The organism is Aestuariivivens sediminicola (genome assembly GCF_022662015.1).
In the GTDB taxonomy this organism is placed as follows: Bacteria; Bacteroidota; Bacteroidia; order Flavobacteriales; family Flavobacteriaceae; genus Aestuariivivens; species Aestuariivivens sediminicola.
Window position 1 is genome coordinate 1 of the sequence record NZ_JAKMCM010000002.1, and the last position, 26,499, is coordinate 26,499.

At 39.5% G+C, this 26,499-nt stretch carries 28 protein-coding genes, 1 tRNA gene and 1 pseudogene; 24 read left to right on the forward strand and 6 right to left on the reverse strand.

The genetic code is table 11. The features are described 5' to 3' along the window. Together MR041_RS04995 and MR041_RS05000 are read right to left on the reverse strand one after the other, a co-directional pair. A pseudogene (locus MR041_RS04995) lies at positions 1–266 on the reverse strand (transposase); the annotation flags it as partial. A gap of 565 nt (positions 267–831) precedes the next feature. Next, positions 832–915, reverse strand: a tRNA-Leu gene (locus tag MR041_RS05000). 248 nt (positions 916–1,163) lie between these two features. Here MR041_RS05000 and MR041_RS05005 point away from each other — a divergent pair. The 3 genes from MR041_RS05005 to pth all read left to right on the forward strand — a co-directional run bounded on the left by MR041_RS05005 (position 1,164) and on the right by pth (position 3,536). Further along, the gene (locus MR041_RS05005) at positions 1,164–2,105 is read left to right on the forward strand and encodes a ribose-phosphate pyrophosphokinase (protein WP_242092505.1); all 942 of its coding nucleotides are present in this window, start codon (positions 1,164–1,166) and stop codon (positions 2,103–2,105) included. 63 nt (positions 2,106–2,168) lie between these two features. Beyond that, entirely contained in the window at positions 2,169–2,822 is a 654-nt protein-coding gene (locus MR041_RS05010; RefSeq protein ID WP_242092506.1) for a 50S ribosomal protein L25/general stress protein Ctc, read from the forward strand. A 147-nt stretch (positions 2,823–2,969) separates the two neighbouring features. Beyond that, on the forward strand, positions 2,970–3,536 hold the full coding sequence (gene pth, locus MR041_RS05015) for an aminoacyl-tRNA hydrolase (RefSeq protein WP_242092507.1): 567 nt from the start codon (positions 2,970–2,972) through the stop codon (positions 3,534–3,536). Positions 3,537–3,553: 17 nt separating this feature from the next. Here the strand turns inward: pth and MR041_RS05020 are convergent, their stop codons facing one another. After that, positions 3,554–6,316, reverse strand: coding sequence for a zinc-dependent metalloprotease family protein (locus MR041_RS05020; protein ID WP_242092508.1), 2,763 nt, complete (start codon positions 6,314–6,316; stop codon positions 3,554–3,556). 65 nt (positions 6,317–6,381) lie between these two features. On the opposite strand from MR041_RS05020, the gene MR041_RS05025 reads away from it, so the two are divergent. From MR041_RS05025 to MR041_RS05115, 20 genes are all read left to right on the forward strand, one after another. Next, on the forward strand, positions 6,382–6,921 hold the full coding sequence (locus MR041_RS05025; RefSeq protein ID WP_242092509.1) for a hypothetical protein: 540 nt from the start codon (positions 6,382–6,384) through the stop codon (positions 6,919–6,921). A gap of 48 nt (positions 6,922–6,969) precedes the next feature. Beyond that, entirely contained in the window at positions 6,970–7,905 is a 936-nt protein-coding gene (locus MR041_RS05030; RefSeq protein WP_242092510.1) for a bifunctional riboflavin kinase/FAD synthetase, read from the forward strand. Next, positions 7,895–9,211: an HTTM domain-containing protein gene (locus MR041_RS05035; protein WP_242092511.1), complete on the forward strand. Its 1,317-nt coding sequence runs from the start codon at positions 7,895–7,897 to the stop codon at positions 9,209–9,211. The genes MR041_RS05030 and MR041_RS05035 overlap by 11 nt, the downstream gene beginning before the upstream one ends. 43 nt (positions 9,212–9,254) lie before the next feature. After that, a complete protein-coding gene (gene serS / locus MR041_RS05040; protein ID WP_242092512.1) occupies positions 9,255–10,526 on the forward strand; it encodes a serine--tRNA ligase in 1,272 nt (423 codons plus the stop codon). A gap of 154 nt (positions 10,527–10,680) precedes the next feature. Next, positions 10,681–10,803, forward strand: a complete 123-nt coding sequence (locus MR041_RS15605) for a hypothetical protein (protein WP_262917583.1) — start codon at positions 10,681–10,683, stop codon at positions 10,801–10,803. A 176-nt stretch (positions 10,804–10,979) separates the two neighbouring features. Then, positions 10,980–12,755, forward strand: a complete 1,776-nt coding sequence (locus MR041_RS05045) for a tetratricopeptide repeat protein (RefSeq protein WP_242092513.1) — start codon at positions 10,980–10,982, stop codon at positions 12,753–12,755. Positions 12,756–12,758: 3 nt separating this feature from the next. Next, complete coding sequence (locus MR041_RS05050) at positions 12,759–13,271, forward strand: GNAT family N-acetyltransferase (protein ID WP_242092514.1); 513 nt, start codon at positions 12,759–12,761, stop codon at positions 13,269–13,271. A 67-nt stretch (positions 13,272–13,338) separates the two neighbouring features. Beyond that, entirely contained in the window at positions 13,339–13,659 is a 321-nt protein-coding gene (locus MR041_RS05055; RefSeq protein WP_242092515.1) for a DUF4286 family protein, read from the forward strand. A 65-nt stretch (positions 13,660–13,724) separates the two neighbouring features. Next, entirely contained in the window at positions 13,725–14,513 is a 789-nt protein-coding gene (rsmA, locus tag MR041_RS05060) for a 16S rRNA (adenine(1518)-N(6)/adenine(1519)-N(6))-dimethyltransferase RsmA (protein ID WP_242092516.1), read from the forward strand. Positions 14,514–14,587: 74 nt separating this feature from the next. Then, entirely contained in the window at positions 14,588–15,958 is a 1,371-nt protein-coding gene (gene mgtE, locus MR041_RS05065) for a magnesium transporter (RefSeq protein WP_242092517.1), read from the forward strand. A 2-nt stretch (positions 15,959–15,960) separates the two neighbouring features. Then, entirely contained in the window at positions 15,961–16,902 is a 942-nt protein-coding gene (locus MR041_RS05070; RefSeq protein ID WP_242092518.1) for a 2-hydroxyacid dehydrogenase, read from the forward strand. A gap of 3 nt (positions 16,903–16,905) precedes the next feature. After that, entirely contained in the window at positions 16,906–17,316 is a 411-nt protein-coding gene (locus tag MR041_RS15610) for a response regulator transcription factor (RefSeq protein ID WP_277926329.1), read from the forward strand. Between the two features lie 165 nt (positions 17,317–17,481). After that, positions 17,482–17,853 carry a VOC family protein gene (locus MR041_RS05080; protein WP_242092519.1) on the forward strand — a complete coding sequence of 124 codons (372 nt, stop codon included), beginning with the start codon at positions 17,482–17,484 and terminating at the stop codon, positions 17,851–17,853. Positions 17,854–17,865: 12 nt separating this feature from the next. Continuing rightward, complete coding sequence (locus tag MR041_RS05085; RefSeq protein ID WP_242092520.1) at positions 17,866–18,330, forward strand: DUF4199 domain-containing protein; 465 nt, start codon at positions 17,866–17,868, stop codon at positions 18,328–18,330. 17 nt (positions 18,331–18,347) lie between these two features. After that, positions 18,348–18,803 (forward strand): DUF1801 domain-containing protein, encoded by a 456-nt coding sequence (locus MR041_RS05090; RefSeq protein WP_242092521.1) that lies wholly within the window; start codon positions 18,348–18,350, stop codon positions 18,801–18,803. Between the two features lie 76 nt (positions 18,804–18,879). After that, positions 18,880–19,665: a sulfite exporter TauE/SafE family protein gene (locus tag MR041_RS05095; RefSeq protein WP_242092522.1), complete on the forward strand. Its 786-nt coding sequence runs from the start codon at positions 18,880–18,882 to the stop codon at positions 19,663–19,665. A gap of 52 nt (positions 19,666–19,717) precedes the next feature. Then, the gene (locus MR041_RS05100; RefSeq protein ID WP_242092523.1) at positions 19,718–20,065 is read left to right on the forward strand and encodes a TM2 domain-containing protein; all 348 of its coding nucleotides are present in this window, start codon (positions 19,718–19,720) and stop codon (positions 20,063–20,065) included. 98 nt (positions 20,066–20,163) lie between these two features. Then, entirely contained in the window at positions 20,164–20,487 is a 324-nt protein-coding gene (locus MR041_RS05105; RefSeq protein WP_242092524.1) for an ArsR/SmtB family transcription factor, read from the forward strand. A 182-nt stretch (positions 20,488–20,669) separates the two neighbouring features. Further along, positions 20,670–21,191 carry a DUF6428 family protein gene (locus MR041_RS05110; protein WP_242092525.1) on the forward strand — a complete coding sequence of 174 codons (522 nt, stop codon included), beginning with the start codon at positions 20,670–20,672 and terminating at the stop codon, positions 21,189–21,191. A 102-nt stretch (positions 21,192–21,293) separates the two neighbouring features. Beyond that, a complete protein-coding gene (locus MR041_RS05115; protein WP_242092526.1) occupies positions 21,294–21,569 on the forward strand; it encodes a low molecular weight phosphatase family protein in 276 nt (91 codons plus the stop codon). Here MR041_RS05115 and MR041_RS05120 read toward each other — a convergent pair. From MR041_RS05120 to MR041_RS05130, 3 genes are all read right to left on the reverse strand, one after another. After that, positions 21,566–23,395, reverse strand: coding sequence for a GNAT family N-acyltransferase (locus MR041_RS05120; RefSeq protein ID WP_242092527.1), 1,830 nt, complete (start codon positions 23,393–23,395; stop codon positions 21,566–21,568). The two genes, MR041_RS05115 and MR041_RS05120, sit on opposite strands and share 4 nt — an antisense overlap. A gap of 22 nt (positions 23,396–23,417) precedes the next feature. Then, a complete protein-coding gene (locus tag MR041_RS05125) occupies positions 23,418–24,668 on the reverse strand; it encodes an aspartate kinase (protein ID WP_242092528.1) in 1,251 nt (416 codons plus the stop codon). A gap of 70 nt (positions 24,669–24,738) precedes the next feature. Beyond that, positions 24,739–25,230, reverse strand: a complete 492-nt coding sequence (locus MR041_RS05130) for a GNAT family N-acetyltransferase (RefSeq protein WP_242092529.1) — start codon at positions 25,228–25,230, stop codon at positions 24,739–24,741. A 246-nt stretch (positions 25,231–25,476) separates the two neighbouring features. On the opposite strand from MR041_RS05130, the gene fbp reads away from it, so the two are divergent. Next, positions 25,477–26,484 carry a class 1 fructose-bisphosphatase gene (gene fbp / locus MR041_RS05135; RefSeq protein ID WP_242092530.1) on the forward strand — a complete coding sequence of 336 codons (1,008 nt, stop codon included), beginning with the start codon at positions 25,477–25,479 and terminating at the stop codon, positions 26,482–26,484. Positions 26,485–26,499 lie beyond the last annotated feature (15 nt).

Below are 26,499 nucleotides of genomic sequence, written 5' to 3' on the forward strand. Positions count from 1 at the left end.
TGGCTTCTCTTTCTGTATCCCCATTGAGACGCTTTTTACCTGCTTCAATAAAGTCTTTACTCCAACGATAATATAAATTAGGAGAGATGCTTTCCCGTCTACAGATAGAGGTAATAGAGTCTTCCCCGTCTACAGATAGAGGTAATAGAGTCTTCCCCTTTTAATCCTTCTAATACAATTCTGATTTTTTCTTCCGATGAGAACTTTCTTCTAGTTTGTCTTTTAATGTCCTTGACAATGGACTTGGCTGATTTCTTCTTTGCCATAATGTTTACTTTTTAAGGTTTGTAATAAAGCCTTGAAAGCATGCTTTCAAGTTAATAATCTATTACTTAACTTTATTCCTTAACTGGTAAACATTTAGCTGACGCTACACAAATACCAACCTCGAGTCAAGACAGTTTTTAAAGGATGGGTTATTTAATTGAAACCAATAAAGCAGTTATTGATGGTGAGACTATATATGACTTTGATTCTATTTCTATTTTTTGGATATCTGCAGCAGTAATTTCTGTGTTTCTAGCATTATTAACATGGAAGAAAACGTAAATATTAGAAGTGAGCAACTTTAAATCAGGAATTCATTTGGATAAATATACTGACCATAAAAATTAAATAAAACTCATCAACTTTTTTATCAAAATTGAAGAGGTCCGTACTTGGCAAAAAACCTATTTTTTTAATCTATATATAATCTGGAATGAATAATTGGTAGCATTTAGCTATTTCACTAATTACTTAAAAAGTTATTTAATCGTACATAAATCGTACAATTTATAAAAACAAAAATCCGTAATCATTTTATTATTAATGAATTACGGATTTTAACTGTACTCAAGGTGGGAATCGAACCCACACTCTGTTGCCAGAACTGGATTTTGAATCCAGCGCGTCTACCAATTCCGCCACTTGAGCTATTTTTTGCTGAATTAAAAAACGTTTTTGAATCCAGCGCGCCTGCCTGTCGGCAGACAGGTCTACCAATCCGCTCTACCTACCGAAGGTAGGCACTTGAGCTTTTCGGACAGCAAAAATATGTATTTTTTCGAAAACTAGTTGTAAAAATACCATACATTATACTTTTTAGGTAAAAATAAATGTATAAATTTGCACCTCGTTAAAAACGAAGGTGTCCTTGGACGCTCAAAAACAAGACCTTAACAATGCCAATTGTAATTACAGAAGCTAAAATTTTTGCCTGTTCCCAAAGCATGGTCCTTGGTAAAAAAATTGCCAAAGCCTTTGGTACCAAACTCGGCAATGTAATTACGTCAAAATACAGTGATGGGGAGTTTCAACCCTCCTATGAGGAATCCATCCGCGGCACTCGTATTTTCATTATCGGTTCTACCAATCCCGGACCGGAAAATTTAATGGAAATGCTGCTCATGATAGATGCGGCCAAACGAGCTTCTGCTAGACACATCACAGCGGTATTGCCCTACTTTGGATGGGCAAGGCAGGATCGGAAAGACAAGCCGAGAGTGCCCATTGCGGCGAAGTTGGTTGCAAAGATGTTGGAAGTTGCCGGAGCAACACGCATCATTACCATGGATTTGCATGCGGATCAGATACAGGGCTTTTTTGAGAAACCGGTAGACCATTTATTTGCCTCCACTATTTTTCTGCCGTATTTGAGAAAGTTGAATTTGGATAATTTAACCATTGCCTCTCCGGATATGGGAGGCTCCAAAAGAGCTTATGCCTATTCCAAAGCGCTTGAAAGTGATGTTGTTATTTGCTACAAGCAACGGGCTAAGGCGAATGTGATTATGCATATGGAATTAATAGGTAATGTTACCGGAAAGAATGTGGTGCTGGTAGACGATATGGTCGACACGGCAGGAACCCTAACCAGAGCAGCTGACCTAATGATGGAGCGTGGCGCCCTGAGTGTAAGAGCCATATGTACGCATCCGATATTGTCTGGAAATGCTTATGAGAATCTGGAGAAGTCTAAATTGGAAGAACTCATTGTAACAGATTCCATTCCCCTATCTCAGACGAGTGATAAAATTAGGGTGCTGAGCTGTGCAGACTTGTTTGCCGATGTGATGCATCGTGTGCATGAGAACAGTTCCATTAGCTCTAAATTCATCATGTAGTGAGGGAGAACTAAGAAACCATCAATTAAATAGAATATAAATTAGAAATTTAAATATTAAAACATGAAATCAATTACAATCAATGGATCCAAAAGAGAAAGCGTGGGCAAGAAAGCAACGAAGGCCTTACGTAATGCTGGTCAGATTCCTTGCGTATTATACGGGGGAGATAAGCCAGTGCATTTCTCGGCACCAGAAATCGACTTCTCAAAGCTTGTTTACACGCCCAATGCGCATACTGTTGTTATTGAGCTTTCTAACGGTGAATCGTATAATGCCGTAATGCAGGATATACAGTTTCACCCGGTAACCGACGCTATCTTACATATCGATTTCTATCAGTTGTTCGAAGACAAACCAATTACCCTGGATATCCCGGTTAACCTTGTGGGGAACTCCAGAGGGGTTAAGAACGGAGGTGTTCTGAGAAGAAACAACAGAAAATTACGTATCAAGGCACTTCCTGTCGATTTACCTGATTTTATCGAGATCGATATTACACCGCTTAAGATCGGGGATAAAGTCTATGTAAGAGATTTGGAATCTGAGAAATACAGTTTCCTTCATACCGATAATACGGTGGTTTGTCAAATCAAGACGGCAAGAACAGCCATTCTCGATGAAGAGGAAGAGGAAGAAGAAGAAGCTGTTGAAGGTGCAGGTGAAGAAGCAACAACTGATGCTGAAGCACCGGCAACGGAAGCTGCTCAGGAATAGTATTCTGTTTCAACTAAATAGGAGAAGCATTCTGAATTATTCAGGATGCTTTTTTATTTTTACACAAAGTAGTAAATCGTGTTAAAGAAAATTACACAATTTTTTAATAAACACCTTAAGTCTTCAAACAGGGAAGAGGCACATTCTATGAAAAAGTTTTTAATCGTTGGTTTAGGAAATATTGGTGAAAAATATGAAAATACACGGCATAATGTCGGATTTAGAATTGTAGACCACTTTGCAAAAATGGAGACATTGAATTTTGAAACCCAAAAACTGGGAGAGATAGCCACGTACAGATTAAAGGGAAGAACACTAATTTTCCTCAAACCCAACACGTATATGAATTTAAGTGGAAAGGCCGTTTTGTACTGGTTGACAAAGGAAAAAATTCCTATAGAAAACCTGTTGGTTATTACCGACGATTTAAACCTGCCTTTTGGAAGCATCCGTTTGAAGACGAAAGGCAGCGACGGTGGCCACAATGGGTTGAACGATATCCAGAACAAGTTACAGACAACGACCTACAACCGGTTTCGATTCGGTATAAGCGATGCGTTTAGCAAGGGCAAACAGGTCGATTATGTCTTGGGCGAATGGACCTCCGAAGAGGTCGAACAACTGCCCGAACGCTTAGATACCTCGGTTGCACTGATAAAGTCCTTCGTTTTAGCAGGGGTGCAACACACCATGAATGCCTTCAATGGTAAATGAACCCCTCAGCGACCGGTCTAATTAATGACTATTTTTTTGGTCGACTTACGCATACCGTCGTTTACATTTAATATATATATACCTGTTTGAGCGTGTTTCAGACTAATGCGTTCTTCAAAGTTTACGGAAGCCTCATAATTGTGTTTAAAAATCTGACGCCCTCTCATATCAAACACTTCAATATCCAGATATTTCGATTGTGACCCGTCGAGGGATATGGTGAAGTCCCCTTTGTTTGGGTTTGGATAAACCTTGAGACTGCTTATTTCGTTCAGGTCCGGGTCATTTAATGTGATTGTGGTAATGCACATATCCAAATACCAGTCGTTCAGGGTTCCCTCGTCTACCGGTTCGAAATCGGCGACAAGCAAATTCCAGTTGCCCTGACTATCCAAAGTATTGAATGACCCTAATGTACCGGAAGGGCTAAACGTTCCGGTGATGGTGCCATTCGGAGGAATAGAGCAAACGATTGCCGGTGCCCCGTCGTCAAAAATAATATCGAAACCATCCTCATCGTCACATTCGAGGGCCCATAAAAATTCTTTGGTGCTGTTATTCGGATGGTCCAGTTGAACCAATACGTCACTTGCGTAGGTATGCGTGACATCCACATTTACCTTAAGGCTCGTTATAATCCCATTATCGGGCACGTTGATGGTGTTTCCAACTACGGTACCCGGTTGACCGGACGTTGTGGCATCCGGAATACTAATGTTGAGGTTGGAAGCTGATAAATATTGATTACAGGTTTCGGTGACGGTATACCCTATGGCAAAGTCGGCCTCATTGATAGCGAAAAATATATTTTGTGAAGCATCGGCTTCAACCATGATGCGACAAAAGGGTGCGGCCACACCTCCGGGGAAGGTCACAGATGCACTGCCATCATTGGCTGTAGAAGCTAATACGGTGGGATAGGTTAAACCCCCGTCCGTGGATAATTTTATAGTCACCATTGTGGTACTCATCGGTGCAAGGTTGGTGTCTGCCACATCCCATGACACGGTTTGTGTACTGCCAACAGGGTAACTTATATAGCTGCTTTGAGAGGTGACCTTAAATGGCCCGTTAGCATCAACTACCGTAACCGTCATCCCATCGTTGTCCGTTTGCCCGTATGCCGTGTTGGAACCGTTGTCTCTGACCGTCAATTGAAAATTAAGATCCCTGGCAACGGCAGGCAGGATTTCCCAGGAGCTTGAACCATTTGAAAATCTCAAATCTTCCAACCGGGGGATATACCGTACCGGATTGGTAGTAGGTTTAAAAGACCGGATCAAGGGACCGGTGGTATTTGTTTCCGAAACACTACCCTGCGAAGTTGCTAAATCATATTGCTCCCAGGTAAAGGTATGGGTTCCGGTATTAAAAGTATCGTCCGAGCTTCCGGTAAGCCTAAACGGCGTTGAAATGGGAATGGTATAATCGGCTCCGGCATTGGCAGTAGGCGCCACGTTTCCGGTTGGCATCTCATCCGGACAGCCACTGCTACTGCCATTGCTTATGTTAGCCCATATCATCTGCAGGCTTTTTTGATGAAAGTAATCATCGGAACTGGTCTGAACATTATCAGGAGAGCATAATCCGGCATAGGACATGATGGTTGTACCGCTACCCGGCTCATAGGAGTTGTTAGAATCCCATTGCCCGGCCGAGCAGCCACCACTGCTGCTGGTCCAGGTATGTGGTGCACCATACTGGTGGCCCATTTCATGGGCTACATATTCAACATCAAAAATATCGCCCACGGGAGCGGACAGACCCGTAACCCCTTTAGCTTTATCTAATACCACACAGGGGGAATTAAGTTGTGCTATACCACCCCCGCCTGTACTGAATACATGTCCGATATCGTAACCTGCATTGGTAATAGCATTGTCAATGATAGTCTGATTTTGTGCGAGCATGGCTTCACCATCATCATTCGTATAACCATCCGGTTCGGCTAAAAATATAAGGTCGGTGTTGTCTACCATTTGCATGGTAAGGGATAATTCATTTTCAAAAATCCCGTTCACTCGATTCATGGTCACCATCATAGCGGCCAAGACCGCTGCTTTTTTCTCTGCATCGGTACCGTCTGAAACCCCTGCTTCATTAATATGAAAGGTCGAATACTCCACCGTTGATGCCAGGGCCAGGTCATAGGTCCTCAGGGTACCATCATTGGCATTTAGTAAAGCATTCGATTTTGTGGATGCCGCTATTTTCAGTTGAGGGCCATCATCAACAAAACCACAGGCAAAAGCGGTTTTGGGATGCATCAGATCACTTTTCTCATACACCATATAATACCCTTTATTATGAGCAATGGGGTCTATGAGGTGGATGCCCTTACCGGAGGAAATCCCCATGACATGCAGGCCTTGAGGTGTTATACTAAATCGAATTTTATTTCCTGTATGTTCTGTACTGATACCTACATAGGTTCTTAAATCCGGGTGCTTGCTTTGAAAATCAGATTTCAGCAAAGGCGCTTCTTGTATGCTATACGTTTCTAAAACCCCCTGACTGTTGGGCAATTTAAGTGTTACGTTGGAGATAAAAGCCGTACTGCGGTCCGGAGCTGTTTTTAAAACAGCTTTCAAAGCGTCGATGTCTAGTTTGTAAAATGCGGCGCGATTCTGCTTCAGATCCTTACTCAGTGCTTTTCCTTCTGAAGCTTCAGTTTGTGTGGCCGGAAACCAGATGTCCTTGTCGTTTTGGGCAAAAACAACAGTCGAAAAACATAACAAAATAACTAGGGAGGCCATCCAATGGCGGTGCATCTTTTTCATGTGAAGATTTTTTAGCGTCAATAAAAATAACTTCTAATTTTGTTAATAGCAAAAAAATGTGCCATGTGGCAGAAAATTCTATGGTTCTGAATGTTAAGAATTTAAATATCCTTGTTATGATGCTTTGTTTGTGTTGCTGTAAAACAAAGGATCTGGTTGTAAATAATAGCGCCGATATAAGGCCCTGGTGTCCTGAAAACGGTACATGTACGTTTAAAATATTAACGGATAAACGGATGGAAAGGCATTACGATGAACACAATGCCCTTTATGTGAGTCTGGTTGACGGTGATCAATGGGTGTTTGAAATTGAATATAAAAAGGAGGTGCCGCCCAATGCCCTGGATGCCGAATTACGGGAGCAGATCTTTCTGGAAATTAACCCGCGACAATTAAACACCAGGGGAGACCAGGGGATAAAGGCAAAGTTGGTTTTCGCCAGATGGTGTTACTGTAAAGGGGAAGCAGGCTATTTTATGCCCAATCAGAAAGACATTGATCTGATTAAGGTGAATGATACTGTTTATGAGTTGCGTTTGGATTTCAGTGTTCTGAACATACCCCAAGCCATTAGCAAAATTGTGCAGCGATTTGAAATACCATAGTATTTGTATATCCTTTTATAATGGTTAATTTTGCAGAAACGTTTTAGCTTGAAAATTAGCAAATCCCTAACCTTACCTTCCAATACGCACACCGTAGTAACCATTGGTACCTTTGATGGAGTTCATATTGGTCACCGCAAGATCATTGGGCGTTTAATCCATACCGCGAAACAGGAAGGTTTAAGCTCTGTGATACTCACCTTTTTTCCCCATCCCAGGATGGTACTTCAAACGGATGCTCAAATAAAACTAATCAATACCATTGAGGAGCGTTATGCCATTTTAGAAACGCTTGGTATCGACTTTCTCGTCGTAAAAAAGTTCACGCGGGAATTTTCTAGAATGCCCGCAGAAGATTTTGTAAAGCGCATTTTAGTGGAAAAGCTCAGAGCAAGAAAAGTGGTTATTGGTTATGACCACAGGTTCGGGCGAAACCGAAATGCCAATATTGAGGGTCTAAAGCAATTCGGATTAAAATATAACTTCGAAGTTGAGGAAATCCCGGTTCAGGACATCAATGACGTGGCGGTGAGTTCCACAAAAATAAGAAGGGCCCTTGAGGAGGGTCATATTGCTAAGGCCAACTCCTATCTGGGATATCATTTTATGCTTACAGGGACCGTAATCAAAGGGAAGGGTTTGGGCAGACAACTCGGCTTTTCTACGGCCAATATAGCCATTGAGGAAGATTATAAAATCATTCCAAAGCAAGGCGCCTATGTGGTGAGGTCTTTAATTGACGAGACCTTATTTTATGGGATGATGAATATTGGAACCAACCCCACCGTCAGCGGTGACGCCCTCTCTATAGAAGTACACTTTTTCAACTTTGAGGGGGACATCTATACGAAACGATTGAAAATAGAATTGCTTCAGCGCTTGCGCGATGAACATAAATTTGATTCTTTAGACCAATTAAAAGCTCAGCTGGAAAAGGATAAGGCAGCTGCACTGGCCTACCTGGCTGATACTGATGTTAAATAAACTTTTTTTTAAGGAAATTGATATTGCACCTCTTGTTGCATTTCGCATGCTGTTCGGGTTGCTCTGTTTTTTGGAATCCTTTGGCGCCATATTAACGGGCTGGGTGAGACGGGTATTAATCGAACCCGAATTTACCTTTTCCTTTATCGGATTCGAATGGCTGCAACCTTTACCCGGATATGGCATGTATGTCTATTTTGGCATTATGGCCCTGTTGTCATTGTTTGTGATGCTGGGCTACAAATATCGGTTAAGCGTTATTGGATTCACCATACTTTGGGCTGGAGCTTATATCATGCAAAAGTCCTCATATAACAATCATTATTACCTGTTAATACTCATAAGCATGATCATGGCCATTATGCCAGCGCATCGCTATGCCTCTATAGATGTAAAACAACGACCGGAGATGATGCGTTTGAGCATGCCAAACTGGTGTCGTCTTATTATTATTGCTCAGCTTTTTATCGTGTATACCTATGCCTCTGTTGCAAAACTCTACCCGGATTGGTTAAATGCCCATGTCCCGGGCTTATTAATGGAGAATAAATCACATTATATTCTAATTGGTGATCTGCTTCAGCAAAGATGGTTACATTATCTGTTGGCATACGGCGGGATCATTTTCGATGGGTTCATTGTCCCCTTGTTGTTGTACAAACCCACCCGGAAATGGGCATTTGCGGTATCCATCGTGTTTCATCTGTTCAACTCTATCGTGTTTCAAATAGGGATTTTCCCCTATTTGTCTTTAGCCTTTACGCTGTTCTTTTTCGAGCCCGATGCGATTCGAAGGTTGTGGTTTAAGAAAAAACCGATTAATAAGTCGAATGCGATTAGCATTCCCTCGCATGCCAATGTCTTAATATGGGTTTTATCTATTTACGTTCTAATTCAAATCAGTCTGCCTCTGCGCCACCATTTTATTGAGGATGACGTGCTTTGGACCGAAGAAGGCCACCGCATGTCCTGGCGAATGATGTTGAGGACGCGTTCGGGTGCCACGACCTTCAAGGTGGTAAACAAGGAAACCCAACAGGCCATGCCTGTAGCTTTGGATCAATTCTTAACCCCGAAGCAACAGCGATCGGCAGCAACCAAACCGGATATCATATGGCAGTTTGCGCAATATTTAAGATCCTATTACGCAGAGAAAGGACTCGATGTCGCCGTGTATGTCGATGCACAGGTTAGTGTTAATGGCAGACGTTTTAAACCGCTGATAGACCCAAAAACGGATTTGGCCGAAGTGGAATGGCAGATTGTACAACACAGCGATTGGATTTTACCCTCAAAACAAGAGTGAATCTTTTTCTAATTCCTTAAATTTGTCCCTTAATTTTAAAGACATGTTACAGGTCCCTTTTATTCGAGAATATAAAGATGCGGTGCTTGCCGGACTCGCCAAGCGAAATATTGATGCCACTGAAATGATAGATCAGGTTATAGTCTTAGATGAGGCACGAAGGAACATTCAAACCGAACTGGATAAGACCTTGGCCGAATCCAACAGCATCTCAAAGGAAATAGGACTTTTATATAAATCGGGCAAGGTCGAAGAGGCCAATCTGTTAAAGGAGAAAACGGGACAACTAAAGGCGTCTTCAAAAGAGCTGAATGAAGCCCTGAACCTTAAAATAGAAGCCCTGAACGAAGTACTGTATAAGATACCTAATGTGCCAAACGCATTGGTGCCCTCGGGACATACCGATGAAGATAATGAGGAAGTCTATAGGGAAGGTGAGGTACCGGAGTTGTTTGAAGGGGCCTTACCCCATTGGGAATTGGCCAAAAAATATGATATCATAGACTTTGAGTTGGGTAATAAAATTACCGGTGCTGGTTTTCCCGTATACAAGGGCAAAGGCGCACGATTACAACGCGCATTAATTGCTTATTTTTTAGATAAGAATACCGCTGCTGGGTACACGGAATATCAATTACCGCATTTGGTCAATGAGGCTTCGGGCTTTGGTACAGGACAATTACCGGATAAGGAAGGACAGATGTATCATGTGACTGCAGATAATTTATATTTGATTCCCACAGCCGAAGTACCCGGTACGAACCTGTTTAGAGATACCCTCTTAAATGAAAGCGACTTACCCATTGAAATTACGGGCTATACGCCGTGCTTCAGACGTGAAGCCGGAAGTTACGGTGCTCATGTAAGAGGATTGAACAGATTGCACCAATTTGATAAAGTGGAGATTTTGCGTATTGAACATCCCAGTAAATCCTATGAAGCTTTGGACCTTATGGTAAATCATGTGAAAACGATTCTGCAGGAATTAAAACTACCCTACCGTATTTTAAGATTATGTGGAGGTGACCTGGGTTTTACATCAGCCTTAACCTATGATTTTGAGGTATTTTCTACGGCTCAGGATAAATGGCTTGAAATTTCATCTGTCTCCAATTTCGAAACCTTCCAGGCGAATCGCTTAAAGTTGCGTTTTAAGAACAGCGACGGTAAGAACGAACTGGCCCATACCTTGAATGGCAGTGCACTGGCTTTACCCCGAGTGCTTGCTGGAATTTTAGAGAATTATCAAACCAAAGAGGGGGTTGTTATTCCTGATGTGCTTCAGCCCTATACTGGTTTTAACATCATAGATTAGTATTATTTTTCCTTCAAATTAATCAATAATGCAGTATTTTTATCGTTGAAATGCACTTTTATTAAGTTGTTTAACGATTTTATTGGTATTTCTTTTGTGATTCAACAGATATTTATGAAGTTAGCCCTACCAAATCAACAAAAGTTAACCTACCATGAAAAACGTGAAACGAATTGTTTTGCTTCTTGCGCTTGTTTTTTTAGTAAGCAAGGTTTTATTTTCGGATTTTGAACTTGTAAAAACCGAAAATAAAATTGCAGCAATTGTTGATAAATAATAGGGATTATTTATTTATAAACTATTGTCCCCAATCCATTAATAATATCGTTTTTTAACTAACGGTAGTTAATAGGCAAGTTTATTTTGGTTGGTTAGGGCCCGAATTTGTTTTCGGGCTTTTTTTTTATAATAACATTATAAAGCCGAGCCTCACACTTTTGTTATATTTACAGTATGAAGTATGTTTTTGTATTCACCATTCTTTTATCTATGACAATAGGCGCTCAGAATGATGCCATTGCCAAGGACTACTACGCTAAGGGGGAATTTGAAAAGGCTTTGGCCGAATATAAAAAATTGTATTACAAGTCCCCTTCCAATATTAATTACATCAACCAGGTGGTTAGCACTTACCAGCAATTGGAACAGTATGATGAAGCCGAGGTATTTTTACTCAATATATTGGAACGCATAAATTATCCGGCCTTCTTAGTGGAACTGGGGTACAATTTTCAGTTGAAAGATGATACGGAAAATGCACAGATCTATTATAACAAGGCCTTAGCTAAAATTGATGACAACCCGAATCATGTCTTTGGGATAGCCAGATTGTTTCAGTCTCACTCGTTATTGGATGAAGCCCTCATGGCCTACAGTAAAGCCAAGGTTTTAAACCCGGAGTTTAATTTTAATTTACAGATGGCGCAAATTTATGGGGAGCAGGGCAATATTGAAAACATGTTCTCCTGTTATATGGATTTTGCGGCGTCGAGTCCTGTTGCCTTGAACAATGTAAAGCGGGCCATAAACAACTTTATTACTGAAGACGGAGATCATGAAAATAATATCATACTTCGAAAAGTACTGCTGAGAAAAATTCAGGAAAACCCTGATTTGCTATGGAATAAATTACTGAGTTGGCTTTTTATTCAGCAAAAGGATTTTCGAAAAGCATTTGCACAGGAAAAGGCCATTTTTAATCGCGGTGCTGAAAGTCTGTCGGGACTGGAAGAATTGGCACAGATTGCAGTGAATGATGAACAGGAAGATATTGCCCTGGAGGTGTATACATTTTTGATTGACACAGCCCAGGATATTGATACGCAATTAGCGGCACACCACAATATATTGTTGATTCGAACCAAATTAGGCAACAAAGAAGATTACCCCGGTATACAGGAGCAATACCTTAACATACTGAATCAATATGGAACCTTGCCACAGACCTTGGACATACAAATCTCTTATGCTCATTTCTTGGCGTTTTATTCGGGTCAACCGGAGGAGGCCACCCGAACATTAGAGCAGACATTGGAGTTGCCATTAAATCCCCTTCAACAGGCAAAGGTAAAATTAGAATTGGGTGATATATTAGTGCTGCAAGAGCAATTTAACAAAGCCCTTATTTATTATTCTCAAATTCAACGGAATTTAAAGAACAGCACCATTTCACAAGAGGCCCGTTTTAAAGTGGCGAAAGCGAGTTATTATAAGGGTGATTTTAAATGGGCCGAATCACAACTTAATATATTAAAATCGTCTACATCACAACTCATTGCCAACGATGCCCTGGAATTAAAACTACTTATTTCCGATAATAAATATGAGGACTCCACACAAACGGCCTTAAAACTTTATGCGAAAGCTGATTTACTTACTTTCCAGAATAAGAAGGAGGCGGCGATTGTCCTATTAGATAGGATTATTGAAGAGCATAAGACCGAACCTATTGTTGCCCAGGCCCTGTTCAAGCAAGGTCAGTTGTTTGAAGCACATTCACAATTTGAGAAGGCCGTATCGAATTATGAACGGATCAGAGCCAATTATCGTGAGGGTATTCTGATGGACGATGCCTTATATCGTCTTGCCAGAATATATAATGAACAGTATAATGAAAAAGAAAAGGCCAAATTGCTGTTAGAGGAGATTATTTTTAACCATGACGACAGTATTTATTTCGTTGATGCCAGAAAACAATACAGGATATTACGGGGGGACGCAATTAACTAAAGCATGGTCATAGCGGTAACAGAGCGACTGGTTATTTCGGAAATTTCGATTAAAGAAGCCCCGTTTTTTGTGCAATTGATGAATACACCGGGGTTTTTAAAATACGTTGGTGATAGAAATATTAAAACTAAGAAGGACGCCGAGGCGTATTTGAAAACACGTTTTCTTAAAAGTTATAAGGACCATGGATTTGGTTATTATAAAATGGCATTAAAAGAACAAATAGATCGGCCCCTTGGTGTTGTGGGGATTTTGAAACGGGATACCTTAGATGATGCCGATGTTGGTTTTGCACTTTTACCGGAATTTGAAGGTAAAGGATATGGTTATGAAGCTTCTGTTGAGATATTAAAATTAGCGAAGCAAAAATTCAAAATGACCAAAATCACCGCTATTACAGATCCGGAGAATATGAAATCCATCAAATTATTGGAAAGGTTGGGAATGACATTTGAAAAACGGGTAGCCCCCTTTGAAGAGGACAAAGAACTCCTGTTATTCGTTAAGGATTTGTAATCAGACTAGTTAGTGAAACCCTGAAATTTTTAAAACAAGACAAGAACATTGAAATGGATGTTTTCAAATGAAGATAATATATAATGTCACCGTAAACGTTGATGATACTGTCCATGATGAATGGTTGTTATGGATCAAAGAACATATTCACCAGGTTTTAGCGACTGGCAAATTCGACAGAGCCACTTTGAGCAGAGTTCTGGTTGAAGAAGACATGGGAGGCATTACCTATTCGATACAATACCGTTCCTATTCCAGAGCAACTTTGGAGGCTTATTATAATGAGGATGCCGACCAACTCAGGGCGGAAGGTTATAAAAGGTTCTCGGATAAGATGGTCGCCTTTAGAACGGAATTGGAGGTGATAGACGAATTTTCCATTAACTGAAACCCGGCATCGGGCAATCCAATGTATTTTAACTGTTTGAGGTCTTAATATAACGCATTTACACCATGGCAAACCAGCATCATGTAAAAGCAAAGAAACACCTGGGACAACATTTCTTAAAAGACGAGAATGTGGCCCGTAAGATAGCCGATACCTTAACCTTAAAAGGATATAAAAATGTGTTGGAAATTGGCCCTGGAATGGGTGTACTTACGAAGTATTTGCTTGAGAAGGATGTAACCACTTATGTCATTGAAATTGACGGCGAATCGGTTGAGTATCTAAAGAACCACTATTTAACATTAAGCCCGAGAATAATTGAACAGGATGTTTTAAAGTTTGATCTGAATCTTATTTTTAAGAACAGGCCCTTTGCAATTATTGGTAACTTCCCCTATAATATATCCTCGCAAATTGTTTTTAAATTACTTGACTTTCGGAAGCAGGTGCCGGAATTTACAGGGATGTTTCAAAAGGAGGTGGCACAGCGCATCTGTTCGAACGAGGGAAGTAAAGTCTATGGGATTCTATCCGTATTAACGCAGGCATTTTACCATGCAGAATATGTGTTCACCGTTCCACCCACTGTGTTTCATCCACCCCCGAAGGTAGATTCCGGTGTACTGAGGCTTATACGAAAAAAGGATTTTGTTTTGCCATGTGATGAAGGGTTGTTCTTTAAGGTTGTAAAAACAGCATTCGGACAGCGTCGAAAAACCCTTCGTAACAGTTTAAAAACATTCAATTTATCCGATAATTTAAAAGCAAATAGTATATTTGGCAAACGTCCGGAACAATTAAGCGTACAAGCGTTTATTGAACTTACAGAATTACTTAATCAGGACAAGGGCTGAATCGGCGCTTTCCGCAATCTTGATTTCTAAAAAGGCCTTGAAAGGTAAATGCATATATGAGGTAACAACATCCTATGTCTGAAGAAAAAGAAAACATACAATTTGAATTAACCGATACCCTTATTGAGCAGGTGGAGTCGTTTATTGAATTGGAGGACGACAAGGGTCTTAAAAAGCTTTTGGACGAGTTCCATTATGCCGATATCGCGGAAATTCTGGATGAACTTACTTTGGACGATGCCATTTATGTGATTAAGTTACTGGATTCCGAGACGACCTCTGATGTTTTAATGGAACTTGATGAGGACAACAGGGAGAAGGTTTTAAAAAACTTATCGGACAAGGAGATTGCCGAAGAAATCGAGGAACTGGATACCGACGATGCTGCGGACATCATTGCGGAATTACCGGAAGATCGTCAACAGGATGTAATTTCCCAGATAGAAGATGAGGAGCACAAAGCCGAGATCAAAGAGCTTTTAGCCTACGATGAAGATACCGCGGGCGGACTCATGGCGAAGGAATTGGTTAAGGTTTATGAAACCTGGACGGTTGCGGGTTGTTTGCGACGGATTAGAGGGCAGGCCAAAGAAGTTACGCGTGTGCATTCCATTTATGTTGTGGATAAGCAGGAAAAGTTAATAGGACGACTTTCATTAAAAGATTTGATCGTTGCTAAAAGTGAGCAAAAAATTGCAGACATCTACATATCGCATGTGGATTTCGTGAATGTAGAGGAAGATGTAGAAGAGGTGGCCAAGATCATGGCCAAATACGATTTGGAAGCCATTCCTGTGGTAGATGAGGATATGACCCTTTTAGGACGTATTACCATTGATGACATTGTAGATGTTTTAAAAGAAGAGGCCGATAAAGATTATCAATTGGCGGCCGGTATTTCACAAGATGTAGAGGCGGATGACAGCATTTGGCAACTGACCCGGGCACGTCTGCCCTGGCTGATTTTAGGTCTGTTTGGAGGTTTAGGGAGTGTGTTCATCATGGAGGGTTATGAGGACGCATTGAATAATTATAAGGAGCTCTTTTTCTTTACCCCGCTCATTGCCGCAATGGCAGGAAACGTTGGGGTCCAATCCAGCGCCATTATTGTTCAGGGTTTGGCCAATGATGTCGTAAAAGGAAGTTTATTTAGTCGCCTGCTTAAAGAAGTTGGTTTGAGCTTAATAAATGGAATTGTATTGGGGCTTTTGGTCATCGTTTTTGGTTATTTCATGAAAATGCCCATTGACTTCAGTTCGACCATAGCAATTTCCATGGTGTCGGTAATTATCATTGCGGCGCTCATAGGCACTTTTGTTCCCATCATACTAGATAAACGCGGCATAGATCCGGCAATTGCCACGGGACCGTTTATAACGACGAGCAATGATATTTTTGGTATTTTCTTATTCTTCTATATCGCCAAATTGATATTAGGTTTTTAAAAATGAAAATCCTGCACTTAGACAGCAATCACCCACTTTTAATTAATCAACTCAACACCCTAGGATTTACTAACCATGAGGATTACGAGTCTCCAAAAGCGCTTATAGAGAAGAAGATTAAGGCTTATGATGGTGTGATAATTAGAAGTCGTTTTCCAATCGATAGGCAATTCTTAAAGGTTGCTACCAACCTGAAGTTTATAGGACGTGTAGGAGCGGGATTGGAAAATATAGACGTCGAATTTGCACATCAGATGGGGGTGCAGTTACTATCTGCGCCGGAAGGCAACCGCAATGCAGTTGCCGAGCATACCTTGGGCATGTTGTTATCACTTTTCAATAAGTTCAATCAGGCCAATGCAGAAGTTAAACGTGGGGTTTGGCATCGCGAGGCTAATCGCGGTGTTGAACTTGACGGGAAAACGGTTGGCATCATTGGATATGGAAATATGGGAAAGGCATTTGCCCGGAAACTTCAGGGATTTGATGTTGCTGTTATTTGTTATGATATCAAGGCTCATGTTGGTGATCGCTTTGCACAGCAAGTGGACCTGGACGCGTTCAGGGAACGTGTGGATGTGGTGAGTTTACATACCCCGCAAACACCATTGACATTGCATATGATTGATGCATCATTCATTGAGGCGTTTAAAAAACCATTCTGGTTCATTAATACAGCGCGAGGTAGGAGTGTGGTAACTGCAGATTTGGCAGAGGCTTTAAAATCGGGTAAAGTTTTAGGGGCAGGCCTGGATGTATTAGAATATGAGAACGCATCGTTTGAAAATTTATTTGCTTCAGAGCTTCCGGCTGCCTTTAAATATCTTAGGCAGGCTGAAAATGTGCTGCTCACCCCTCATGTGGCGGGTTGGACTGTGGAGAGCAAAGCAAAATTGGCACAGGTCATTGTAGATAAGATTAAGGCAAATTATTGTGAGATATAACTCATGAAGAAAACAGTTCTCGTATTTTCCGGTCTCATTTTAGGCATTATACTTTTTATAAGATTAAGTACCTATACCATATTGTCCGGATACTCGACACTAGAATTTGTTATTGCCCTTATTGCTTTGGTATTTTTCTTTATTGGTATGTATCTCAATAAGAGAAGTCTGGGGCATTTAAAGAAACCGCAAACGAAGATCGATCGTGAAAAAATAAATACCCTTGGATTGTCTTCCAGAGAATATGAGGTCCTTGAAAATATTTCGGAAGGATTGTCCAATAAGGAAATTGCTGAAAAACTATTCCTAACCGAAAGCACGGTAAAAACACATGTTTCAAATGTATTATTAAAACTTAATGCCAAGCGGCGTACTCAAGCGGTACAGATAGCAAAGCGTTTTGAAATTCTTTAATGGTATCCTCAGAAAGACAGACTGTATAATTGGTAAAGAGTATCATGTCATATAACTTTAAAATTCATAAATTTAAAGAGACAATACCATTTTGGTACTTAAGTATGAGCCGCTGATTGATGCTATGTGCTACATTTGAGAAGTTAACCTTAAAAAATTTATATTATGCAATTAGGTGCGTTTTCGGTAAGTTTAAGTGTAAAAGATCTTGAAAAGTCAAAGGCATTTTACGAGACCTTAGGGTTTGGTGTTTTTGCCGGAAGTTTAGAAAATCATTATTTAATAATGAAAAATGGAAATGCTTTGATCGGTCTCTTTCAAGGCATGTTCGAACAAAATATTTTAACCTTTAATCCGGGATGGGATGAAAGTGCAAATACCCTAAAGTCATTTACCGACGTTCGGGATATTCAAAAGCATTTAAAACAAAACGGAGTGGCTTTGGAACGTGAGGTTGAATCAGATTCAAGAGGTCCGGCAAGTATGGTGTTGTATGACCCTGATGGTAATACCATATTAATAGATCAGCATATCTAATCCTATTTTGATATGAAGAGAACAATTACGAAATATGGGGTTTTTGGATGTTTAACAGGATTTGTGATCTTTTTATCTCATTTATCCTTTGCCAAAAATTTAAGTTATGATATTCTTGAACTATTCGGTTATATCTCCATTTTTCTGTCCCTGTCATTTATCTATTTTGGAATAAAACATTACAGGGACAGTCTGAATCAGGGTGTCATTTCTTTTGGAAAGGCCCTTTTAATTGGGATTTTGATTTCCTTTTGTGTTGGGATTGGAATAGGGGTCGCAGACTTTATCTACACCGAATTTTTAAATCCGAATTTTTATACCGAGTATGCTGAAGAGCTCAGTGCTGAGGGTAAAGCTGATGAGGTGATTGAAATGACCAGTACTCTGGGTGCACTCTTTATGTTGGTATTGGTTGTGGTAATAGGATTTATGATATCCTTAATTTCAGCATTGGTCTTACAACGAAAATCAGAATAATTCTAAATTTAATACTTGTGAAATACGAGGCATCAACACCAGACGAATACGTTGCTCAAATCCCTGAAGACAGGAAGGAGGCCCTTCAAAAATTACGTGAAGTTATATTGAAAAATTTACCTGATGGTTTTGAGGAAGGGATGAATTATAATATGATCGGGTATTATATTCCACATTCGGTATACCCGGATGGGTATCATTGTAATCCTGAACTCCCTCTGCCTTTTATGAACATAGCATCACAGAAAAACTCCATTAATCTCTATCATATGGGACTTTATGCCATGGATGAGCTTAACTCATGGTTCATTAATGCCTATAAGAAAGTATCTTCAAAAAAATTAGATATGGGGAAAAGTTGCATCCGTTTTAAAAAAATTGAAGCTATTCCTTTTGATTTAATAGGTGAATTAGCAGGCAGGATATCTGCTGAAGAATGGATTGCCTATTACGAATCATCTATCAGGAAATAATTTTTCAAGGCCCGTCTTATTATAAAGGAATAAATTAGAGTTATGGAACGGGTAGATAGCGCTTTTTTGTAACTTCGTGCTTCAAGAAATCGAGCTATTGACCTTTATTGAAATACTACAGTCCTATCATTTAACTGCATTGCAATGGATAGCCATTTGTTTTGCGGTTTTTTTATTGGGCCTTTCAAAATCCGGAATTAAGGGTATAGGGATTATAATAGTTATCATTTTGGCTTTTGTTTTTGGAGAAAAGGCTTCAACAGGAATATTACTTCCCATGCTGATTGCAGCCGATATATTTGCTGTTGTGTATTATAACAGACATACACAATGGATGTATATAAAAAAACTTTTACCATGGATGGTGGTCGGTGTTTTGGTAGGCGTTTGGATTGGCAATGATGTTTCTGAAGTCGTTTTTAAGCGCATTATGGCCCTTATCATCATTGGCTCCGTTCTTATCATGGTCTATACGGAAAATAAGAAATCTTTAGTGTTACCCAAACACATTGCCTTTTCCAGTACAGCCGGATTTTTGGCGGGCTTCACAACCATGATCGGTAATTTAGCGGGACCCATATCGAACATTTATTTCCTCGCGACACGACTTCCTAAAAATGAATTTATAGGGACCGCAGCATGGTTGTTTTTCATCATTAATGTATTTAAATTGCCCTTCCATTTCTTCGTATGGCATACGGTAACCACAGAGACATTAATCTTGAATACCACATTAATACCCGTGGTCATCCTCGGGTTTTTTATTGGGGCTTCCATAGTGAAGCTCATTTCGAATCTGAATTATAGACGATTCATTTTAATTGTTACCGCTTTGGGAGGTATTTTGATGTTGTTTGGGTAAAAGTGCGCTTTTTTTTGTTAATTTTAATTCGCTAATCAAAAAATCAAGAATAATGTCTGATGATAAAAATTTAAACGACATGATAGACGACGCTAAAGAATCGGCCTCTGAATTCACCAAGGGTGCTAATGAAACTTTCAATTCGGGAGAAAATAAGAAAGTGTTAGCCGGTGTCCTGGCTATTTTATTGGGATCCTTAGGAATACATAAATTCATTCTCGGCTATAACAGGGAAGGAATTATAATACTCATAGTAACATTTGTACTGGGTTTAATTACCTGTGGTTTCGGAGCCAGTATTACCGGAATTATAGGTATAATAGAAGGAATTATTTATTTAACGAAAACAGATGCAGAGTTTTATAACACCTATCAGGTAGGTAATAAACCTTGGTTTTAATCCTGTAAGAATAGTAAAGAAGCCAAAAAAAAAAATATCGTTTTGGCTTTTTTATATTATTTTATTATCGTAATATTGCAATATTAAAATATATAATTATGGGAATTACAAAGTCACAAATTTTTACGAAAAATCAGAACGAATTGGCTCAGGTGTTCAAGGTTTTGGGGCATCCGGCGCGTGTGGCCATATTACAGTATATCAGTAACCAGAATGCATGTATTTGTAATGACTTGGTCGAAGAAACAGGACTTGCCCAGGCCACGGTATCTCAACATTTGAAGGAACTCAAAAGTATCGGGTTGCTAAAAGGCGAAATTGAAGGTAAAAGAATGTGTTATTGTTTGGATGTTGATCGTTGGGATGCAATTCAAAACCAACTCAACCATTTTTTTAATACAACCAAAGCCAATTGTTGTTAGTTTAATCTTAAATAATTTAAATCATGAAACGAATGCATAAAAAAATCTTAGGACAACCCCAGTCTAATGAACCGAAGAACCACCTGAATTCAAACAGGAAATGCTGCAAATCTGCTTGCAACATGACACTCGGATTTTTTGAATCCCTGACGATGATGAAATAATCTTAAAATTAGAAACAAATGAAAGCAAAAGAATTTTTTACCATATTGGAAAACAACAAAGATAAAGACCTGTTGTTTGAATACGCCCACGGTTTACATGTCGGGGCCAATTACCATATTACAGAAGTTAAGCATGCGAGCATAGACGCTGTTGATTGCGGGGCTCAAACTGATGCCTGGCGGGAAACCATAATTCAGCTTTGGGAAAGTCCTGATGAATTGGATAAAACGGAATATATGTCCGTATACAAAGCATTATCTATTTTAAAACGAGTTGAAAGAATGAAACCATTCGATTGGACTTCCGAATTAAAGTTTGAATATGGCAATGCCAGCTTTCATACGGCTCATTTATTTGTTAATGACTTCGAAACACGAGGTAATCACTTAATATTTAATCTATCCGTTGAAAAAACAGATTGTAAGGCCAGATCCCTATGTGGTGTTACTGATTCAAATGGAGCAGAGCTGTGCATTGAATCTGAGATTGCTCATACAGATATGGAACCTTGCTGTTCACCGGGCGGTAATTGCTGCTAAAATAAAGCTCATGGTTATGTAAACCAATTTACAAATCCCGAAAAGAAGGTATAGAGCGCCGGGATTGATACCCTAGGTATCAATCCCGGCGTAACTGCCTTAATGAAAGCGGATGGTATTCGTATAGACCATCATAGGTCTAATCTTGTGGATGAACATGCCCATATCAAATTCGATTGTATCGTAACCGTTTGCGACCTCGCAAATGAAAATTGGCCCTATATTCCCAGTAAAAATGCCAAGCGACTGCACCACAACTTTTTCGATCTTTCTAAAGTTGAGGGAACAGAAGCGGTAAAACACCAGGCGTTCCTAAAGGCGTGCGAGGAAATAAAGGCATATTTTGAAGATTTTGTGAAAAAACTTCAATTGAATTAATTTCCATTATGTTCGGAAATCTTGCGTTCCAGTTCGGCCTGGAATTCTTCCATAACGGGACGAACTGTGCTCTCAGGGAGGTCGGCAATTTTAATATACATTAAGCCATCAACCGAATTATTGAAGAGCGGATCGACATTAAAAGCCACCAGCTTGGCATTTTGCTTAATATACTTTTTAAGGAGCACTGGCAAGCGTAGTGCACCAGGCTCTATTTCATCAATAATTTTATCAAACTTGTTAAGATCGGCTTCGGTCTCATCAAAGACAAAATCCTTATCAGCGTCTTTCAGCTTTACTTTAAATTCCTTCTTTGGGTGCACATATTGTGCAATGTAAGGATCATAATAATGCGATTTCATAAATTCAATCATCAGAGACTTCGAAAAATTTGAAAACTGATTACTAATACTCACGCCACCTATCAGATATTTATGTTCAGGGTAGCGCAGTGTGGTGTGTACAATACCTTTCCAAAGTAAAAACAAAGGCATTGGTTTTTGTTGATATTCCTTTATAATAAAAGCACGCCCCATTTCAATAGATTGACTCATCATTTTATAAAGTTCCGGCTCGAAACGAAATAAATCCTGAAGGTAGAAACCGTTAATCCCGTAACGCGCAAAAATCTGACCTCCCAATCCCATGCGATAGGCCCCGACAATAAGGTTTCTTTCATTATCCCATAAAAACATATGATGGTAATAGCCGTCAAATGTATCTAAATCGATAGCCTCGTTCGTGCCTTCGCCAACCTCCCTAAAGGTGATTTCTCTGAGCCTTCCAATCTCGTGTAAAATATTGGGAATGTGTTCTGCTTCTGCCAAAAACACCTCGTAATTTTTGCTCATTAGCAGGCGACTTTCCATTTTACGTAATTGTTCGATCTCCAGAGACATGGCATTTCCATCTACCGGTGTAACAATATTTTTAGGATGTTTCGGAACTTTCAAGGTTGATGATATATTCTCCAGAATCTTAGGCTTATCTTCAAAAGAATTAGATAACATATAGGTTTTTCTGCGAATAAAATTTGAAAATTCTTCGAGTTTTTCAAATTCCTTTTGATCTGCTAACGCAATAGGTTTACCAATCCTTACTTTAATGATTCTTCGTTTCTGAGTTAGTAATTCTGAAGGTAATTTTGCCGTTCTGAACGTGTCACTAATTTTTGATAACTGATAAAATAGCCTGCTGTTTTTTGCGTGAAAATAAATAGGGATAATGGGGACCTCTGCTTTTTTGATGAGCTTTATAGCTGCTTCTTCCCAGGGTTTATCGACCACAAGTTTACCGTCTCGATAGGTAGACACTTCCCCAGCCGGAAAAATACCAAGCGGATGCCCGTCTCGTAAATGTAAGATGGAATTCTTAAATCCGGTAACACTTGATTTGACTTCCTTTCTGTCCTCAAACGGATTAACCGGCATAATGTAAGGCTTTAAGGGCTCTATTCGGTGTAACAAGAAATTAGCTATGATCTTAAAGTCATTGCGTTGTTCCAACATCAACTTTAATAGAAGTATCCCATCAATGCCTCCTAAGGGGTGATTGGATACGGTAATGTAGGCTCCTTCTTTTGGCAAGCGCTTGAGATCTTCCTCAGGAATTTCAAACTTAATCTGGAAATCATCAAGAATCCCATTTAAAAAGGCCAGATCCTTGAGGTGCTTATTACTCCGGTAAATTTTATTCAGGGTAGATATTTTAAGGAGTTTCATAAGGACCCAACCAATGAACGTACCAAACACACCGTACTTATCCATCTGAATGGCCTTAGCTATCTCCTTGGCCGATACTAATCCGGAATGTTGTGCTTTGGTCATGAGCGTAAATGTACTAAATAAACTATTTAGTTACTACCTGAACGGTTTCTTGTGTTAATTGTTTTAATAACACCGTTTTGTCATTTTCAATTTGAGTAATGGTCTCTTGAGTATAATGTCTGATGGTATATAAAGACACATCCCTAAAATGAGATACTTTAAATTTTGCTTTTAAATCATGGAGCAAGGTGTCCAGGTTATCGTACAAATCATCTACACAAACCGAAAAGCTTATTGCTGAATTTTGAATCAGGTCTACTTTCATTTTATACTTGTGCAGTAAGCTAAAAATAACGCTTATATTTTCTTCAACAATATAGGAGAAGTCCAAAGACGATAAGCTAATAAGTATTTGGTGCTTTTTAACGATATAACAAGGTACCATTGGATTTAGCACAACATCCTTGTAAATTTTTGTGCCATTGGCAGTAGGATTTAAAAATGATTTTACATACAGTGGAATTTCTTTACGCTGTAAGGGCTGTAGGGTTTTTGGGTGAATAACTGAAGCACCATAGAAAGCCAATTCTATCGCCTCTCGGTAGGATATATTGTGTAATAATACAGCATTATTGAAATATCGCGGATCGGCATTTAAAACTCCCGGAACATCCTTCCATATGGTTACACTATTTGCATTAAGACAATAGGCGAAAATAGCAGCGGAGTAATCACTGCCTTCACGCCCCAAACTTGTCGTGAAATTGTTCGGATCACTTCCCAGGAATCCCTGAGTGATATTTAAAGTTGATGTGTTAACGTTTTCTGATATGAGTCTGTGTGTTGCATCCCAATTCACATTGGCTCGACGATAAAATGTGTCCGTTTTAATCAGTTCCCGGGCATCAATCCAGTTGTTTTTTATATGGATACTGTTCAGATATTCACTAATAATTGTGGTCGATATCAATTCCCCATAACCAATAATTTGATCGTAAACGAAATTATAATCCGGTGATTTGTTCGTATTTAAAAAACGACTTAATTCGTTAAAATGGGTCGTTATTTTATCATAGGCCGTATGACGTTCATCCTCGAAAAGTTCCAAAAGAATGGCATTATGGAACTTCTTTACTTCCTGCAAGGCACTTTGTGTTTGAGAGGTATTATTGAAATAGTTATTAATAACCACCTCCAATGCATTGGTTGTTTTTCCCATAGCGGAAACCACCACTAAGGTATTACTGTAGCCAACGGTTTGTAAAACCTTGGTTAAATTTTTCACCCCTTGAGCATCCTTTACAGAAGCCCCACCAAACTTGAATATTTGCATGGATTGACTCATTAAATAAAAAGGTATACGTATTTAAGCATTGAATGCCTGTAATAATTCGAAACCATAGTTATGAATTACGATTAAGATTTGCTACATAATTCTTAATTCCGGATTCATCCAAATGCACCACATCCCATTCACGCATAACATGTGCACCTTTTTTCTCATAAAATGTGATGGCCGGTTCGTTCCAGTCTAATACTTCCCAATTCACACGTTTGACACCCAAAGAATGGGCGTATTTTATAACCTCATCCAAAAGGGCAGTTCCAATACCCTTACCTCGCATGGCTTCACTAACGATTAAATCTTCCAGATGTATGGCCTTGCCTTTCCAAGTGGAATAGCGGTAATAACATAAAGCGATGCCTTCAATTTTCGATTGCACTTCGGCAACAAAGCAAAAAAATGCGGGATGCTCTCCATAACCATCCTCCTGTAAATCTTTTACGGTTATTTCTACAGCATCCGGTTCTCTTTCAAATTCGGCAAGTTCCTTTATGAGATTTAGCACGTAAGGCATATCTTCAATTAAAGCTTTTCGTATCGTGTACTCCATGTTCTCGATTGATTTTTCAAAAATACATGAATTTTTTATTAGTAAAGCCACTTGAAACAGATCAAAAGATTCCTTTTGACAGTAGGGCGATTATGGGAACCAGGAATTTCTAATTGTCATAAATACGTCCGATTTACGATGATTTAATAATAAATTCTAGCATAAAATGAGATAATGGTATTAAACCATGAAAACGTTGTCGTTGGTTAAAAATTGTAAGATATTTGTACAGGTAATCAGTAAAACATGACCTACAAAAAACAGACTTTAGGGGAATTCATAATTGAAAATCAGGCGGCGTTCAGGTATTCATCCGGAGAGCTTTCCAGTTTACTGAACTCTATTAGATTGGCGGCAAAAGTTGTTAACCATGAAGTGAATAAAGCTGGACTGGTAGATATTTTAGGGGATTTTGGGGACACCAATATTCAGGGCGAGAATCAACAAAAGCTGGATGTTTATGCTAACGAAAAATTTATTCAAACACTTACCAAACGAAATATAGTGTGCGGTATAGCCAGTGAGGAGGAGGATGATTTTATCACGATTAATAGTCAGGATGAAAATCACCAAAATAAATATGTGGTATTAATTGATCCATTGGATGGTTCAACGAATATAGATGTCAACGTCTCTGTTGGTACTATTTTTTCTATTTACAGAAGGGTGACACCTATTGGCACTCCGGTTAAACTTGAAGATTTTCTTCAAAAGGGAAGTAAACAGGTGGCAGCAGGTTATGTGGTATACGGAACCTCTACGATGCTTGTTTATACAACGGGGGCCGGTGTTAACGGTTTTACCTTAAATCCTGCAATAGGCTCTTTTTACCTCTCCCATCCGGACATGGTATTCCCAGAGGATGGAAACATCTATTCTGTCAATGAAGGTAACTACATTCACTTTCCACAAGGCATAAAAAATTATATTAAATATTGCCAGATGGAGGAAGGAGATAGACCATATACCTCTAGATATATTGGCTCTTTGGTATCTGATTTTCACAGGAACATGATTAAAGGAGGTATTTATTTATACCCACAAAGTTCAAAGAACCCGAATGGTAAATTGCGTTTGTTATATGAATGTAATCCCATGGCATTTTTAGCCGAACAAGCCAATGGTAAAGCCAGCGATGGTTTTACCCGTATTATGGATATCGAACCAACCGAATTGCATCAGCGGGTACCCTTTATCTGCGGAAGTAAAAATATGGTCGAAAAGGCTGAGTCCTTTATGAAAGCTTCAATTTGATGCACTTTTCAATCA

Bases quoted from the DNA above. Each gene is read 5' to 3' on its own strand.
- MR041_RS05100 (WP_242092523.1), top strand. From the start codon at position 19,718: ATGTCTGATGATAAAAATTTAAACGACATGATAGACGACGCTAAAGAA.
- MR041_RS05105 (WP_242092524.1), top strand. From the start codon at position 20,164: ATGGGAATTACAAAGTCACAAATTTTTACGAAAAATCAGAACGAATTG.
- MR041_RS05005 (WP_242092505.1), top strand. From the start codon at position 1,164: ATGCCAATTGTAATTACAGAAGCTAAAATTTTTGCCTGTTCCCAAAGC.
- mgtE (WP_242092517.1), top strand. From the start codon at position 14,588: ATGTCTGAAGAAAAAGAAAACATACAATTTGAATTAACCGATACCCTT.
- MR041_RS05080 (WP_242092519.1), top strand. From the start codon at position 17,482: ATGCAATTAGGTGCGTTTTCGGTAAGTTTAAGTGTAAAAGATCTTGAA.
- rsmA (WP_242092516.1), top strand. From the start codon at position 13,725: ATGGCAAACCAGCATCATGTAAAAGCAAAGAAACACCTGGGACAACAT.
- MR041_RS05110 (WP_242092525.1), top strand. From the start codon at position 20,670: ATGAAAGCAAAAGAATTTTTTACCATATTGGAAAACAACAAAGATAAA.
- MR041_RS05045 (WP_242092513.1), top strand. From the start codon at position 10,980: ATGAAGTATGTTTTTGTATTCACCATTCTTTTATCTATGACAATAGGC.
- serS (WP_242092512.1), top strand. From the start codon at position 9,255: ATGTTACAGGTCCCTTTTATTCGAGAATATAAAGATGCGGTGCTTGCC.
- fbp (WP_242092530.1), top strand. From the start codon at position 25,477: ATGACCTACAAAAAACAGACTTTAGGGGAATTCATAATTGAAAATCAG.
- MR041_RS15610 (WP_277926329.1), top strand. From the start codon at position 16,906: ATGAAGAAAACAGTTCTCGTATTTTCCGGTCTCATTTTAGGCATTATA.
- MR041_RS05035 (WP_242092511.1), top strand. From the start codon at position 7,895: ATGTTAAATAAACTTTTTTTTAAGGAAATTGATATTGCACCTCTTGTT.
- MR041_RS05085 (WP_242092520.1), top strand. From the start codon at position 17,866: ATGAAGAGAACAATTACGAAATATGGGGTTTTTGGATGTTTAACAGGA.
- MR041_RS05055 (WP_242092515.1), top strand. From the start codon at position 13,339: ATGAAGATAATATATAATGTCACCGTAAACGTTGATGATACTGTCCAT.
- MR041_RS05070 (WP_242092518.1), top strand. From the start codon at position 15,961: ATGAAAATCCTGCACTTAGACAGCAATCACCCACTTTTAATTAATCAA.
- MR041_RS05010 (WP_242092506.1), top strand. From the start codon at position 2,169: ATGAAATCAATTACAATCAATGGATCCAAAAGAGAAAGCGTGGGCAAG.
- MR041_RS05020 (WP_242092508.1), bottom strand. From the start codon at position 6,316: ATGAAAAAGATGCACCGCCATTGGATGGCCTCCCTAGTTATTTTGTTA.
- MR041_RS05125 (WP_242092528.1), bottom strand. From the start codon at position 24,668: ATGCAAATATTCAAGTTTGGTGGGGCTTCTGTAAAGGATGCTCAAGGG.
- MR041_RS05120 (WP_242092527.1), bottom strand. From the start codon at position 23,395: ATGACCAAAGCACAACATTCCGGATTAGTATCGGCCAAGGAGATAGCT.
- MR041_RS05130 (WP_242092529.1), bottom strand. From the start codon at position 25,230: ATGGAGTACACGATACGAAAAGCTTTAATTGAAGATATGCCTTACGTG.
- MR041_RS15605 (WP_262917583.1), top strand. From the start codon at position 10,681: ATGAAAAACGTGAAACGAATTGTTTTGCTTCTTGCGCTTGTTTTTTTA.
- MR041_RS05115 (WP_242092526.1), top strand. From the start codon at position 21,294: ATGAAAGCGGATGGTATTCGTATAGACCATCATAGGTCTAATCTTGTG.
- pth (WP_242092507.1), top strand. From the start codon at position 2,970: ATGAAAAAGTTTTTAATCGTTGGTTTAGGAAATATTGGTGAAAAATAT.
- MR041_RS05050 (WP_242092514.1), top strand. From the start codon at position 12,759: ATGGTCATAGCGGTAACAGAGCGACTGGTTATTTCGGAAATTTCGATT.